This is a genomic window from Pseudomonas sp. B21-035 (genome assembly GCF_024748945.1).
Taxonomy (GTDB): domain Bacteria; phylum Pseudomonadota; class Gammaproteobacteria; order Pseudomonadales; family Pseudomonadaceae; genus Aquipseudomonas.
Map to the genome: position 1 here is coordinate 17856 of NZ_CP087179.1, position 13761 is coordinate 31616.

The 13761-nt window shown below is 63.4% G+C and carries 14 protein-coding genes; 4 read left to right on the plus strand and 10 right to left on the minus strand.

Annotated elements, in window-relative coordinates; translation table 11 throughout:
* Window positions 1-148: 148 nt before the first annotated feature.
* The 4 genes from LOY22_RS00070 to glyQ all read right to left on the minus strand — a co-directional run bounded on the left by LOY22_RS00070 (window position 149) and on the right by glyQ (window position 4516).
* Window positions 149-919, minus strand: a complete 771-nt coding sequence (locus LOY22_RS00070) for a 1-acyl-sn-glycerol-3-phosphate acyltransferase (protein WP_045199369.1) — start codon at window positions 917-919, stop codon at window positions 149-151.
* A gap of 61 nt (window positions 920-980) precedes the next feature.
* Complete coding sequence (gene gmhB, locus LOY22_RS00075) at window positions 981-1514, minus strand: D-glycero-beta-D-manno-heptose 1,7-bisphosphate 7-phosphatase (protein WP_258595650.1); 534 nt, start codon at window positions 1512-1514, stop codon at window positions 981-983.
* A gap of 3 nt (window positions 1515-1517) precedes the next feature.
* A complete protein-coding gene (gene glyS / locus LOY22_RS00080; protein ID WP_045199365.1) occupies window positions 1518-3572 on the minus strand; it encodes a glycine--tRNA ligase subunit beta in 2055 nt (684 codons plus the stop codon).
* Window positions 3569-4516 carry a glycine--tRNA ligase subunit alpha gene (glyQ, locus tag LOY22_RS00085; protein WP_045199646.1) on the minus strand — a complete coding sequence of 316 codons (948 nt, stop codon included), beginning with the start codon at window positions 4514-4516 and terminating at the stop codon, window positions 3569-3571. The genes glyS and glyQ overlap by 4 nt, the downstream gene beginning before the upstream one ends.
* Window positions 4517-4598: 82 nt before the next feature.
* On the opposite strand from glyQ, the gene LOY22_RS00090 reads away from it, so the two are divergent.
* Both LOY22_RS00090 and LOY22_RS00095 read left to right on the plus strand, forming a co-directional pair.
* On the plus strand, window positions 4599-5150 hold the full coding sequence (locus LOY22_RS00090) for a DNA-3-methyladenine glycosylase I (protein ID WP_045199362.1): 552 nt from the start codon (window positions 4599-4601) through the stop codon (window positions 5148-5150).
* Between the two features lie 39 nt (window positions 5151-5189).
* Complete coding sequence (locus tag LOY22_RS00095; protein ID WP_093377718.1) at window positions 5190-6077, plus strand: lysophospholipid acyltransferase; 888 nt, start codon at window positions 5190-5192, stop codon at window positions 6075-6077.
* Window positions 6078-6152: 75 nt separating this feature from the next.
* Here the strand turns inward: LOY22_RS00095 and LOY22_RS00100 are convergent, their stop codons facing one another.
* From LOY22_RS00100 to def, 5 genes are read right to left on the minus strand one after another with little or no spacing between them, the layout of a single operon-like run.
* Window positions 6153-6464, minus strand: a complete 312-nt coding sequence (locus LOY22_RS00100) for a tetratricopeptide repeat protein (RefSeq protein WP_213602828.1) — start codon at window positions 6462-6464, stop codon at window positions 6153-6155.
* A 13-nt stretch (window positions 6465-6477) separates the two neighbouring features.
* Window positions 6478-7851: a Trk system potassium transporter TrkA gene (trkA, locus tag LOY22_RS00105; RefSeq protein ID WP_010222685.1), complete on the minus strand. Its 1374-nt coding sequence runs from the start codon at window positions 7849-7851 to the stop codon at window positions 6478-6480.
* Window positions 7852-7870: 19 nt separating this feature from the next.
* Window positions 7871-9181, minus strand: a complete 1311-nt coding sequence (gene rsmB, locus LOY22_RS00110) for a 16S rRNA (cytosine(967)-C(5))-methyltransferase RsmB (RefSeq protein ID WP_258595659.1) — start codon at window positions 9179-9181, stop codon at window positions 7871-7873.
* A complete protein-coding gene (gene fmt / locus LOY22_RS00115; protein WP_093377705.1) occupies window positions 9178-10110 on the minus strand; it encodes a methionyl-tRNA formyltransferase in 933 nt (310 codons plus the stop codon). Before fmt ends, rsmB begins: the two co-directional genes overlap by 4 nt.
* A 57-nt stretch (window positions 10111-10167) precedes the next feature.
* Complete coding sequence (gene def / locus LOY22_RS00120; RefSeq protein ID WP_038605133.1) at window positions 10168-10674, minus strand: peptide deformylase; 507 nt, start codon at window positions 10672-10674, stop codon at window positions 10168-10170.
* A 241-nt stretch (window positions 10675-10915) separates the two neighbouring features.
* Here def and dprA point away from each other — a divergent pair, with 241 nt between their 5' ends.
* Together dprA and LOY22_RS00130 are read left to right on the plus strand one after the other, a co-directional pair.
* On the plus strand, window positions 10916-12016 hold the full coding sequence (gene dprA, locus LOY22_RS00125) for a DNA-processing protein DprA (RefSeq protein WP_093377700.1): 1101 nt from the start codon (window positions 10916-10918) through the stop codon (window positions 12014-12016).
* Between the two features lie 37 nt (window positions 12017-12053).
* Entirely contained in the window at window positions 12054-12611 is a 558-nt protein-coding gene (locus LOY22_RS00130) for an L-threonylcarbamoyladenylate synthase (protein ID WP_045200754.1), read from the plus strand.
* A gap of 90 nt (window positions 12612-12701) precedes the next feature.
* On the opposite strand, the gene LOY22_RS00135 is transcribed toward LOY22_RS00130, so the two are convergent.
* Window positions 12702-13679 carry an NADPH:quinone reductase gene (locus LOY22_RS00135; protein WP_045200753.1) on the minus strand — a complete coding sequence of 326 codons (978 nt, stop codon included), beginning with the start codon at window positions 13677-13679 and terminating at the stop codon, window positions 12702-12704.
* Between the last annotated feature and the right edge of the window lie 82 nt (window positions 13680-13761).

Below are 13761 nucleotides of genomic sequence, written 5' to 3' on the forward strand. Positions count from 1 at the left end.
CGTAAGCGCCGGTTTTTTTATGCCGCGAAAAAACTTATGCACGATTTTCAGAAAACAGTCATACAGAGAAATAAGTAGCTAAATTAATCACTTAGCGAATTTTTCGTTAAGAAATCCAAATACTGTACACAAGTTATCCACAGATCGGTCAGGCCACGCCCTGTGCCGCGTTCGGCGCCGCTGCAGGCAGTGAGCCGAGCTCGCGCTGGGTCTGTTCATTCCAGGCTGCAGCACGATCGTTTAACTCGGCAATCGCCCGTGGGCCGCTGCCTTCGGCAAACATCGGGGCGCCAATTACCACCTCGATGGTGCCGGCACGTTTGCCCCAGCCCTGCTTGGGCCAGAACTTGCCGGCGTTGTGGGCGATCGGCAGTACCGGTAGGCCAGCGTTGACCGCCAACGCGGCCCCGCTGCGCGAGAACTTGCCAATCTGGCCGAACGGCACACGGGTGCCTTCGGGGAAGATCAGCACCCAGACGTTCTCCTTGAGCAATTTATCGCCCTTGCTGGCGACTTGCTTCAAGGCTGCCTTGGGGTTATCGCGGTCAATGGCGATCGGCCGCAGCATGGCCATGGCCCAGCCGAAGAACGGCACGTACAGCAGTTCACGCTTGAGCACTTGGCTCAAGGGCGAGAAATAGGCGGAAAGGAAAAAGGTTTCCCAGGTGCTCTGGTGGTTAGAGAGGATCACACAGGGTTGCTTGGGGATGTTTTCAGCCCCGGTGACCTTGACCTTGATGTTGAGAAACACCCGTACCAACACCAGCGCAAAGCGGCACCAGTAGACGTTGATGAAGCGGTAGCGGGCGCTGAAAGGCAAAAACGGCGCGATAAAAAAGCTCAGGGTGCACCACAGCAAGGAGCTGGTACCCAGCAGCAGGTAAAAAAGAAAAATTCTGATCGCCTGCAAGATCGACATAGCGGCATGTACCGTTGCGGGCTTGCCCGCCTAGTAAAAGTGCGCCTGTTATGCAGACGCGCTATTTGTGGATAAGTTCTCTGGCGATGGCTGCCAGATCATCGAAAATCAGCGTGTTTTCTGGAATTCCCTTGCTCAGGGTCTTCTCGCCTTTTCCGGTTTTTACCAGAACTGGTTGAGCATCGACGGCCAAAGCGGCTTCCAGGTCACCCTTACTATCACCGACAAACCACACGCCGGCCAGATTCACGCCGTAGTGCGCGGCAATGGTGGTGAGCATGCCCGGCTTGGGTTTGCGGCAGGCGCAGCCCTCATCGGGCCCGTGCGGGCAATAGACGATCAGCCCGACCTCGCCGCCCTGCTCGGCCACCAGCGTGCGCAATTGCCCGTGCATGGCCTCGAGGGTCGGCAGGTCGTAGTAGCCACGGGCAATGCCGGACTGGTTGGTGGCCACCGCCACCGTCCAGCCGGCTTTGCTCAACTGCGCAATCGCTTCGATCGAACCCGGGATCGGAATCCACTCGTTCAGCGACTTGATGTAGGCGTCGGAGTCCTGGTTGATCACCCCGTCCCGATCGAGAATCAGCAGCTTCAAGACTTACCCCAGCAGCGAAATGTCGGCCACGCCCAGGAACAGACCGCGCAGGCGGCTGAGCAGGGCATAACGGTTGGCGCGGACATTGGCGTCGTCGGCATTGACCATCACCGCCTCGAAGAAGGCGTCGACCGGTTCACGCAGAGCGGCCAGGCGTGCCAGCGATTCGCTGTACTGGCGCGCCGCAGCCATTGGCTGAACGGCCTGGTCGGCTTGCTGGATCGCCGAGTACAGGGAGAACTCGTTGGCGTTGTCGAAGTACTTCGGCTCGACCGTGGTGGCGACAGCGCCTTCGGCCTTGCTCAGCAGGTTTGACACGCGCTTGTTCACCGCGGCCAGGGCAGCGGCTTCCGGCAGCTGGCGGAAGGCCTGTACGGCCTGCACGCGCTGGTCGAAGTCCAGGGCCGAGCCTGGCTTGAGGGCACGCACCGACAGGTAGGTGGCAACGTCAATGCCTTCGTCTTCGTAACGGGCACGCAGACGATCGAAGACGAATTCCAGCACCTGCTCGGCCAGGCCCGCGGCCTTGACCTTGGCACCGAACTGGCTGACGGCGAAGTTCACTGCTTCGTTCAGGTCCAGGTCCAGCTGCTTCTCGATCAGGATGCGCAGTACGCCCAGCGCTGCACGACGCAGGGCATAGGGGTCTTTGCTACCGGTCGGGAGCATGCCGATACCGAAGATACCGACCAGGGTGTCGAGCTTGTCGGCAATCGCCACGGCCGCGCCGGTCAGGGTCGACGGCAGTTCGGCACCGGCACCGCGCGGCATGTACTGCTCGTTCAGGGCCAGGGCGACGTCTTGCGGCTCGCCGTCGTTGAGGGCGTAGTAGTAACCGGCAACACCCTGCATTTCAGGGAATTCACCGACCATCTCGGTGGCCAGGTCGCACTTCGACAGCAAACCTGCACGCGCCGCGCGCTGGGCGTCGCCGCCAATGCGCTGGGCGATGAAGGCGGCCAGTTTGGCAACCCGCTCGGCCTTGTCGAAGACGCTGCCCAACTGGGCCTGGAACACCACGTTCTGCAGGCGCTCGTTGAAGCTTTCCAGCGGCTGCTTCTTGTCTTGCTTGAAGAAGAACTCGGCGTCGGTCAGGCGCGGGCGCACGACCTTCTCGTTGCCTTCGACGATCTGCTTCGGATCGCGGCTCTCGACGTTGGCCACGGTGATGAAGCGCGGCAGCAGCTTGCCGTCGGCATCCAGCAGGCAGAAGTACTTCTGGTTGTCCTGCATGGTGGTGATCAGCGCTTCTTGCGGCACTTCCAGGAAGCGCTCTTCGAACGAGCACACCAGCGGCACAGGCCATTCAACCAGGGCGGTCACTTCATCGAGCAGGGCTGGCGGCACGATGGCGCTGCCTTCCTGCTGCAGGGCGAGTTCGGCGGTACGCTTGCTGATCAGCTCGCGGCGCTCGGCAAAATCGGCCAGCACGTAGGCCTTGCGCAGGTCTTCCTGGTAATTGGCCGGGGCGCTGATGCGCACGTTTTCCGGGTGGTGGAAGCGGTGGCCACGGGATTCGCGACCGGCTTTCTGCGCCAGCAAGGTGCAGTCGACCACCTCGTCACCGAGCAGCATCACCAGCCACTGGGTTGGACGCACGAACTCTTCCTTGCGCGCACCCCAGCGCATGCGCTTGGGGATCGGCAGGTCGTTGAGCGAGTCTTCGACGATGGTTGGCAGCAGGCTGGCGGTGGCCTTGCCCGGAATGTGCTGGGAGAAGCGCAGCTTGGCGCCGCTCTGGTCGATATCCGACAGCTCTACACCGCACTTCTTGGCAAAACCCAGGGCGGCCTGGGTCGGGTTGCCGTCAGCGTCGAAGGCGGCCTGACGCGGCGGGCCGTCGAGGTTGACGCTGCGGTCCGGCTGCTGGGTGTCGAGGTTGCGGATGAGTACGGCCAGGCGGCGCGGCGCGGCGAACACCTGCTTGTCGGTGTAGTTCAGGCCAGCGGCCTGCAGGCCTTTCTCGATACCGGCGAGGAAGGCGTCACCGAGGCTGCTCAGGGCCTTGGGTGGCAGTTCTTCGGTGCCCAGTTCAACCAGGAAATCTTGAGCACTCATTGTGCAGCCTCCAGCTTAGCCAACACTTCATCACGCAATTCAGGGGACGCCATCGGGAAGCCCAGCTTGGCGCGGGCTTGCAGGTAGCTCTGGGCCACCGCCCGAGCCAGGGTCCGTACGCGCAGGATGTAACGCTGACGCTCGGTCACCGAGATGGCGCGACGGGCATCGAGCAGGTTGAAGGTGTGCGAGGCCTTGAGGACCATTTCATAGGTCGGCAGCGGCAGTTCCAGCTCGATCAGGCGGTTGGCTTCGCTTTCGTAGAAGTCGAACAGTTCGAACAGCTTCTCGACGTTGGCGTGCTCGAAGTTGTAGGTCGACTGCTCCACTTCGTTCTGGTGGAACACGTCGCCGTAGGTCACCGTGCCGAACGGGCCGTCGGTCCAGATCAGGTCGTAGACCGAATCAACGCCCTGCAAGTACATGGCCAGGCGCTCCAGGCCGTAGGTGATTTCACCAGTGACCGGGAAGCATTCGATGCCGCCCACTTGCTGGAAGTAGGTGAACTGCGTGACTTCCATGCCGTTGAGCCAGATTTCCCAACCCAGACCCCAGGCGCCGAGGGTCGGCGATTCCCAGTTGTCTTCGACGAAACGGATGTCGTGCACCAGCGGGTCGAGGCCGATGGCTTTCAGCGAGCCCAGGTACAGTTCCTGGAAGTTCGCCGGGTTCGGCTTGAGGACCACCTGGAACTGATAGTAGTGCTGCAGGCGGTTCGGGTTTTCGCCATAACGGCCATCCGCCGGACGACGGCTAGGCTGCACATAGGCGGCGTTCCAGGTTTCCGGGCCGATGGCGCGCAGGAACGTGGCAGTATGGAAAGTGCCGGCGCCTACTTCCATATCGTAGGGCTGAAGCACCACACAACCTTGCTCGGCCCAGTAGTTCTGCAGGGCGAGGATCAAGTCTTGGAAGGTACGCACGGCTGGCGTAGGCTGGCTCACGAAAATCACCTGTTTCTAGGGCTGCGAATATAAAGAGCGGGAGTATAACCCGATTCGCGCAGGCCTCTACCCTTGGAGCCTTATGCCACGTTGCTTTTGGTGTACCGACGATCCGCTTTACCAGGCGTACCACGACCAGGAATGGGGCACGCCGCAGCGCGATCCGCGCCAGCTGTTCGAGATGCTCCTGCTCGAAGGCTTCCAGGCCGGGTTGTCGTGGATTACCGTGCTGAAAAAGCGCGAACGCTACCGCCAGGTGCTGTTCGGTTTCGACCCAGAGCGTCTGGCGCAGATGAGCGACGACGAAATTGAAGAGCGCATGCTCGACCCGGGCATCATCCGCAATCGCCTCAAGCTCAACGCCGCGCGGCGCAATGCGCGGGCCTGGTTGGCGCTGGAAAACCCCGGGCAATGGCTCTGGTCGTTCGTCGGCGGCGCGCCGAAGATCAATCATTTCGTCCAGCGCAGCGAGGTGCCGGCGGTCACCGACGAGGCCAAGGCAATGAGCAAGGCGCTGCAGAAAGCTGGCTTCACCTTTGTCGGACCGACCATTTGCTATGCCTTCATGCAGGCCACCGGCATGGTCATGGACCACACCACCGATTGTGATCGCTACGCCGCTCTGCTGCGCTGAGGGTTACAATGGCCGGCTTGCAGAAAGAGGAACCAGCCTGTGGATAAATTCAAGGGCGCCTTGATGGTCGGGGCGTTGCGGTTGTTTGCCAAGCTCCCCTGGGGCGCGGTACAGCGGGTCGGCGCGGCCATCGGCTGGATCATGTGGAAGGTGCCGAACAGTTCGCGCAACGTGGTGCGCATCAACCTGGCCAAATGCTTCCCGGAAATGGACCCGGTTGCCCGTGAGCAACTGGTGGGCCGGACCCTGATGGACATCGGCAAGTCCTTTACCGAAAGCGCCTGCGCCTGGATCTGGCCGGCCCAGCGTTCGCTCGACCTGGTGCGCGAGGTCGAAGGCCTGGAAGTGCTTGAGGCGGCCCTGGCATCGGGTAAGGGCGTGGTTGGCATCACCAGCCACCTGGGCAATTGGGAAGTGCTCAACCACTTCTATTGCAGCCAGTGCAAACCGATCATTTTCTACCGCCCGCCCAAGCTCAAGGCGGTCGATGACCTGCTGCGCGAACAGCGCGTGCAATTGGGCAACCGCGTCGCGGCGTCGACCAAGGAAGGCATCCTGAGCATCATCAAGGAAGTGCGCAAAGGCGGTCAGGTGGGCATTCCGGCCGACCCGGAGCCGGCCGAGTCGGCGGGTATCTTCGTGCCGTTCTTCGCCACCAAGGCGCTGACCAGCAAGTTCGTGCCGAACATGCTCGCTGGCGGCAAGGCGGTAGGGGTGTTCCTGCATGCCTTGCGCCTGCCGGATGGCTCGGGCTTCAAGGTCATCCTGGAAGCCGCGCCCGAGGCGATGTACAGCGAAGACACCGAGACCTCGGCGGCGGCCATGAGCCAGGTGGTCGAGCGCTATGTGCGGGCGTATCCGAGCCAGTACATGTGGAGCATGAAGCGCTTCAAGAAGCGCCCGCCGGGCGAGCCGCGCTGGTATTGAAAGCCCTGTCGCGGGGCAAGCCCGCTCCCACAGTTATCCACAATCCCTGTAGGAGCGGGCTTGCCCCGCGATGGCTCAACCAGCCTTATCGAGCTTCTTCAGAAACACCGTCATCTCTTTCTCTGCCTGCTTGTCGCCGTGCGCGCGAGCCGCTTCCAGCCCCTGCTCCCAGGCCTTGCGCGCAGCTGCCAGGTCACCCTCGAGCTGATGCGCCTTGCCCAGCAGCTTCCACGCCGCCGAATACTTCGGGTCCTGCTCGACGCAGCGCTGTAAATGCACGGCCGCCTCGGCGCCGTTGCCTTCATCGAGCCAGGCCTTGCCCAGGCCAAAGCGCAACAGGGCGTTATCCACACCCTTGGCCAGCATCTTTTCCAGTGATTCGCGCATTCCAGCTCCCTCTTTAGAAGAAGCTCAACCCTACATGGAAGAGCTTCTCGACGTCACGGATGTACTTTTTATCCACAACGAAGAGGATCACGTGGTCGCCCGCTTCGATCACCGTGTCGTCATGGGCGATCAGCACTTCTTCGTCGCGGATGATTGCGCCGATGGTGGTGCCTGGTGGCAGGGCGATGTCTTCGATGGCCTTGCCGATTACCTTGCTCGACTTCGAGTCGCCATGGGCGATCGCCTCGATGGCCTCGGCCGCACCGCGGCGCAGTGAGTGCACGCTGACGATATCGCCGCGGCGCACGTGGGCCAGCAAGGTGCCGATGGTGGCCAGCTGCGGGCTGATGGCGATGTCGATTTCGCCGCCTTGGACCAGGTCGACGTAGGCCGGGTTGTTGATGATGGTCATCACCTTGCGCGCGCCCAGGCGCTTGGCCAGCAGCGAGGACATGATGTTGGCTTCGTCGTCGTTGGTCAGGGCCAGGAAGATGTCGGCTTCGGCGATGTTCTCTTCAAGCATCAGGTCGCGGTCCGAGGCACTGCCCTGCAACACCACGGTGCTTTCCAGGGTGTCGGACAGGTGCCGGCAACGGGCCGGGTTCATCTCGATGATTTTCACCTGGTAGCGGCTTTCGATTGCCTCGGCCAGGCGCTCGCCGATTTGCCCGCCGCCAGCGATGACCACGCGCTTGTTGGTTTCGTCGATGCGCCGCAACTCACCCATCACCGCGCGGATGTGCGCCTTGGCGGCAATGAAGAACACTTCGTCGTCGGCTTCGATGACCGTGTCGCCCTGCGGCAGGATCGGCCGGTCGCGGCGGAAGATTGCCGCTACGCGGGTGTCGACATTGGGCATGTGCGCGCGGATCTGGCGCAATTGCTGGCCCACCAGCGGCCCGCCGTAGTAGGCCTTGACGGCTACCAGCTGGGCCTTGCCCTCGGCGAAGTCGATCACCTGCAGGGCGCCGGGGTGTTCGATCAGGCGCTTGATGTAGTGGGTGACCACCTGCTCGGGGCTGATCAGCACGTCGACCGGAATGGCGTCGTTGTCGAACAGCCCGGCGCGGGTCAGGTAGGCCGATTCGCGCACCCGGGCGATCTTGGTCGGGGTGTGGAACAGGGTATGGGCAACCTGGCAGGCGACCATGTTGGTCTCGTCGCTGTTGGTGACCGCCACCAGCATGTCGGCATCGTCGGCGCCGGCCTGGCGCAGCACGGTCGGGAAGGAGGCGCGGCCCTGCACGGTACGGATGTCGAGGCGGTCGCCGAGGTCGCGCAGGCGGTCGCCATCGGTGTCGACCACGGTGATATCGTTGGCTTCGCTGGCCAGGTGTTCAGCCAGCGTGCCGCCGACCTGCCCTGCGCCGAGGATGATGATCTTCATCCGCTGTTCCTTTCTCTTGTTATCCGCGCGCGGCGGCGATTTTGATCAGCTTGGCATAGTAGAAGCCGTCGTGTCCGCCTGCCTGGGCCAGCAACTGGCGGCCATGGGGCTGGCGGATACCGGCCTGGGTCGCCAGGTCCAGCTCACGGGCGCCGGGAGTGCGGGCGAGGAAGGCCTCGATCACTTCGGTGTTTTCCGTCGGCAGCGTCGAGCAGGTGGCGTAGAGCAGGATGCCGCCGACCTCAAGGGTTGGCCACAGGGCGTCAAGCAGCTCGCCTTGCAGGCTGGCCAGGGCGGCAATGTCATCGGCCTGGCGGGTCAGCTTGATGTCCGGATGGCGGCGGATTACGCCGGTGGCCGAGCACGGCGCGTCGAGCAGGATGCGCTGGAAGCCCTTGCCGTCCCACCAGCTGGCGGTGTCGCGGGCGTCGCAGGCGATCAACTGGGCGTCGAGGCCGAGACGATCGAGGTTCTCGCGCACGCGGGTCAGGCGCTTGGCTTCCAGGTCGATGGCGACCACGGCGTCGAGCCCGGTCTGGGCTTCGAGCAGATGGCAGGTCTTGCCGCCCGGGGCGCAGCAGGCGTCGAGCACGCGCTGGCCGGGGGCCAGGTCGAGCAAGTCGGCGGCCAGTTGTGCGGCTTCGTCCTGGACGCTGATCCAGCCCTGGTCGAAACCGGGCAGGCCACGTACATCGCAGGCTTCAGCGAGCAAGATGCCGTCGCCGCTGAACTGGCACGGCGCCGCTTCAAGGCCGGCTTCACCCAGCAGTTCGAGGTAGGCATCACGGCTGTGATGGCGTCGGTTGACCCGCAGGATCATCGGCGGGTGGGCATTGTTGGCGGCGCAGATGGCCTCCCACTGCTCGGGCCAGAACGCCTTGAGCGACTTTTGCAGCCAGCGCGGGTGCGCGGTGCGCACGACCGGGTCGCGCTCAAGCTCGGCGAAGATATCGCCGCTTTCGCGTTGCGCACGGCGCAGCACGGCGTTGAGCAAACCCTTGGCCCAGGGCTTTTTCAGCTTGTCGGCGCAGCCGACGGTCTCGCCGATGGCGGCGTGGACGGGGATGCGCGTGTAGAGCAACTGGTACAGGCCGACCAGCAGCAGCGCCTCGACGTCGGCATCGGCGGCCTTGAACGGTTTTTGCAGCAGGCGTTCGGCCAGGGCCGACAGCCGTGGCTGCCAGCGCGCAGTGCCGAAGGCCAGGTCCTGGGTCAGGCCACGGTCACGCACTTCGACCTTGTCCAGCTGGCTTGGCAGCGAGCTGTTCAGCGACGCCTTGCCACTGAGTACTGCCGCCAGGGCGCGGGCGGCTGCCAGACGTGGATTCATTGGCCAAGCACCGTGCCGGTGGTGAATTTCTCGCGGCGGCTGTTGAACAGGTCGCTGAAGTTCAGCGCCTTGCCACCCGGCAATTGCAGGCGGGTCAGGCACAGCGCCTGCTCGCCGCAGGCGACGATCAGGCCGTCCTTGCTGGCAGAGAGGATTTCACCCGGGTTGCCGGAGCCTGTGGATAAGTTCGCGCCGAGCACCTTCAGCGCTTCACCGTTGAGGGTGCTGTGGCAGATCGGCCACGGGTTGAAGGCGCGAATCAGGCGCTCCAGCTCAACGGCCGGGCGGCTCCAGTCCAGGCGCGCTTCGTCCTTGTTCAGCTTGTGTGCATAAGTGGCCAGGCTGTCGTCCTGGACTTCACCCTGCAAGGTGCCCGCGGCGAGACCGGCAACGGCCTCGAGCACGGCCGGCGGGCCCATTTCGGCCAGGCGGTCGTGCAAGCTGCCACCCGTGTCGCTGGCGCTGATCGGGGTGCTGACCTTGAGCAGCATCGGCCCGGTGTCCAGGCCCGCTTCCATGCGCATCACGGTGACGCCGCTTTCGCTGTCACCGGCTTCGACCGCGCGCTGGATCGGCGCGGCGCCACGCCAGCGCGGCAGCAGCGAGGCGTGGCTGTTGATGCAGCCCAAGCGCGGAATATCCAGCACCGCCTGGGGCAGGATCAGGCCATAGGCGACCACTACCATCAGGTCCGGCTTGAGCGCCGCCAGCTCCGCTTGGGCCTCGGCATTGCGCAGGGTCGCTGGTTGCAGCACCGCAATGGCGTTATCCACAGCCAATTGCTTGACCGCGCTGGGCATCAGTTTTTGCCCACGACCGGCCGGACGGTCCGGTTGGGTGTAGACCGCTACCACTTCATAGGGGCTGGCGATCAGGGCCTTGAGGTGTTCGGCGGCAAACTCTGGGGTGCCTGCGAAGACAATGCGCATGGAGTTCTCGCTTAAAAAGAAAAAGGCTTGCCGGAGCAAGCCTTTGGGAAGAGCAGATCAAGCTTGCTGGCGATGCTGTTTTTCCAGCTTCTTCTTGATCCGGTCGCGTTTGAGCGTCGACAGGTAATCAACGAACAGCTTGCCGTTGAGGTGATCGCATTCGTGCTGGATGCACACCGCCAGCAGGCCTTCGGCGATCAGCTCGTACGGCTTGCCGTCGCGGTCCAGCGCCTTGACCTTGACCCGCACCGGGCGGTCAACGTTCTCGTAGAAGCCGGGCACCGACAGGCAGCCTTCCTGATACTGGTCCATTTCGTCGGTCAGCATCTCGAGCTCGGGGTTGATGAACACCCGTGGCTCGCTGCGATCTTCGCTCAGGTCCATGACCACGATGCGCTTGTGCACGTTGATCTGGGTAGCGGCAAGGCCGATGCCAGGGGCTTCGTACATGGTTTCAAACATGTCATCGATCAACTGGCGAACGCCGTCGTCGACTTCGGTCACCGGCTTGGCGATGGTGCGAAGGCGCGGGTCCGGGAATTCGAGGATGTTCAGAATGGCCATAAGCGTATGAGCTGCACTGTGCGATGAATTACAAACATGAGTACACATAATAAAGGGATTCGGCGCATTCGGCACCTGGCAAAGGTCAGCTAAGGTTTCAGGGTGCTTTTCCACCCATGGCGCCAAGCCTGAAAGAATGCCGCCGAGGGAAATCCGTCAACCGGTTGTCAAAGTATTATCAACAGAGTTATCCACAGCTTGTTCACGGCTGGCCCACGCTTCCCGATCAAGGATGATCGTCATGTCGCAACCCTTATCGCCGGCGTGTTCTCCCGCCGAACTCGAAGCGCGATTGCGCCTTCACTTGCTGCCGTCCCTAGGGCCGCGGCGTTTTCACACATTGATCCAGGCCTTTGGCAATGCCTCGGCAGCGCTCAGTGCGCCGGCCACGGCCTGGCGTACGCTGGGCGTACCCGCAGACAGCAGCGATGCCCGGCGCAGCCTTGAAGTACGCGAAGGCGTCGCCGCGGCAATGCGCTGGCTAGAGGCCCGCGACCAGCATTTACTGATGTGGGACGACCCTGGCTATCCAGGTTTGCTGGCGGAACTGGGCGACGCCCCACCGCTGCTGTTCATCGCCGGCAACCCGGCGATTCTGGAAAAACCCCAGCTGGCGATCGTCGGCAGCCGCAGGGCATCGAGGCCGGCGCTCGATACGGCTGCGGCCTTCTCGCGCAGCCTCGCTCGGGGTGGTTTTGTCATTACCAGCGGCCTGGCCCTGGGCGTCGATGGCGCCGCACACCAGGCTGCCCTGGACGCTGGCGGGCAGACCATCGGCGTGCTCGGCACAGGGCTGCAAAAACTTTATCCACAGCGGCACAGAGCGCTGGCGGCGGCGATGATCGAGCAAGGTAGCGCGGTGGTCTCCGAGTTTCCGCTGGATGCCGGGCCCGTTGCGGGCAACTTTCCCCGGCGTAACCGGATCATCAGTGGCCTGTCGCTGGGTGTATTGGTGGTCGAGGCGAGCCTTGCCAGTGGCTCGCTGATCACCGCGCGTTTGGCGGCCGAGCAAGGCCGCGAGGTATATGCCATTCCGGGTTCGATTCATCACCCGGGATCCAAGGGGTGTCACCAGTTGATTCGCGACGGCGCCTTGCTGGTGGAGACTGTCGATCAGATCGTCGAAACCCTGCAGGGTTGGCAACGCTTGCCGCCGTTGCAGGTGGACGCCATTGCCGGCCATGAACTGGTCGATCTGTTGCTGGCCGCACCGCAAACTACCGAGGGCCTGGCCAGCAGCAGCGGCTGGCCGTTGCCCCGGGTGCTGGCGGCGCTGACCGAGCTGGAACTGGCTGGAAGGGTCTGTAGTGAAGCCGGGCGTTGGTTTGCCCGGCCCGGCTAAGTACACTGCTCATCTGCCTTTATGCGGAGTGAAAACAATGGTGAGCAGTTGGCGTGTGCAACAAGCCGCGCGTGAAATTCGGGCCGGTGCGGTGATTGCCTATCCGACCGAGGCGGTCTGGGGCCTGGGCTGTGACCCATGGAACGAAGAGGCGGTGGATCGCCTGCTGGCGATCAAGTCGCGTTCGGTCGATAAGGGTCTGATCCTGATCGCCGACAATATCCGCCAGTTCGACTTCCTTTTCGAGGATTTCCCTGAAACCTGGCTCGACCGCATGTCTGCCACCTGGCCGGGGCCGAACACCTGGCTGGTGCCACATCAGAACCTGCTGCCCGAGTGGATAACCGGGGTGCACGACACCGTGGCGTTGCGCGTTAGCGATCACCCGGTGGTACGTGACCTTTGTGCATTGGTCGGCCCGCTGATTTCCACTTCAGCCAACCCGCAAGGTCGCCCGGCAGCCAAGACCCGCTTGCGCGTCGAGCAGTACTTCCGTGGACAGTTGGACCTGGTGCTCGGTGGCGCTTTGGGCGGGCGGCGTAACCCGAGTGTGATTCGCGATTTGGCGAGCGGTGAGGTTGTGCGGGCTGGTTGAGGCCAATCGCGGGACAAGTCGGGTCGCCGCACCGCCGCTCCTAGCGACTGTGTAGGAGCGGGCTTGTCCCGCGATCAATTCACCACTGTTTCAAGGCAGCAACACCGTCGACCCCACTGTCCTGCGCGCCGACAGCTCGCTCTGCGCCTTGGCCGCCTCGCTCAGTGGATAACGCTGGTGGATATCCACAGCCAGCTTGCCGCTGGCGATCATCGCAAACAGGTCGTCGGCCATGGCCTGGGTGTTCTCGGCGTTGTTGGCGTAGCTGGCCAGGGTTGGCCGGGTGACATACAGCGAGCCCTTCTGCGCCAGTATTCCCAGATTGACCCCGCTCACCGCCCCTGAGGCATTGCCGAAGCTGACCATCAGCCCGCGCGGCGCCAGGCAGTCCAGTGAGGTCAGCCAGGTGTCCTGGCCAACGCCGTCGTACACCACCGGGCATTTCTTGCCGTCGGTCAGCTCCAGCACTCGCTGGGCGACGTCTTCCCGGCTGTAGTCGATGGTTGCCCAGGCGCCCAGGGCCTTGGCCCGCTCGGCTTTCTCGGCAGAACTGACAGTACCGATCAACCTGGCGCCCAGGGCTTTGGCCCATTGGCAGGCCAGGGAACCGACGCCACCAGCGGCGGCGTGGAACAAAATGGTCTCGCCCGGCTGCACTGCGTAGGTCTGCTTGAGCAGGTACTGCACGGTCAGGCCCTTGAGCATCACCGCCGCCGCCTGCTCAAAGCTGATGCTGTCGGGGAGTTTGACCAGATTGGCTTCGGGCAGCACGTGCACTTCGCTGTAGGCTCCGAGCGGGCCGCCGGCGTAGGCGACGCGATCGCCAACCTTGAGCCGGCTGACCTGCTCGCCTACCGCCTCGACCACCCCGGCGCCTTCGGTACCCAGCCCGGAGGGCAGCGACGGCGGAGCATAGAGGCCGCTGCGAAAGTAGGTGTCGATGAAGTTCAGGCCGATCGCCTGGTTTCGCACGCGAACCTGCTGCGGGCCGGGCGCTGCCGGCTCGAAGTCGACCAGGGTCAGGACTTCGGGGCCGCCATGCTGGCTGAACTGGATACGCTTGGCCATCTGCACTCTCCTGAAGCTAGCGGGAAAACCCCTATCGGACGCCTTTGCTTGATCGCCGTCAACTGCGGCCAGCCCGCCGCCG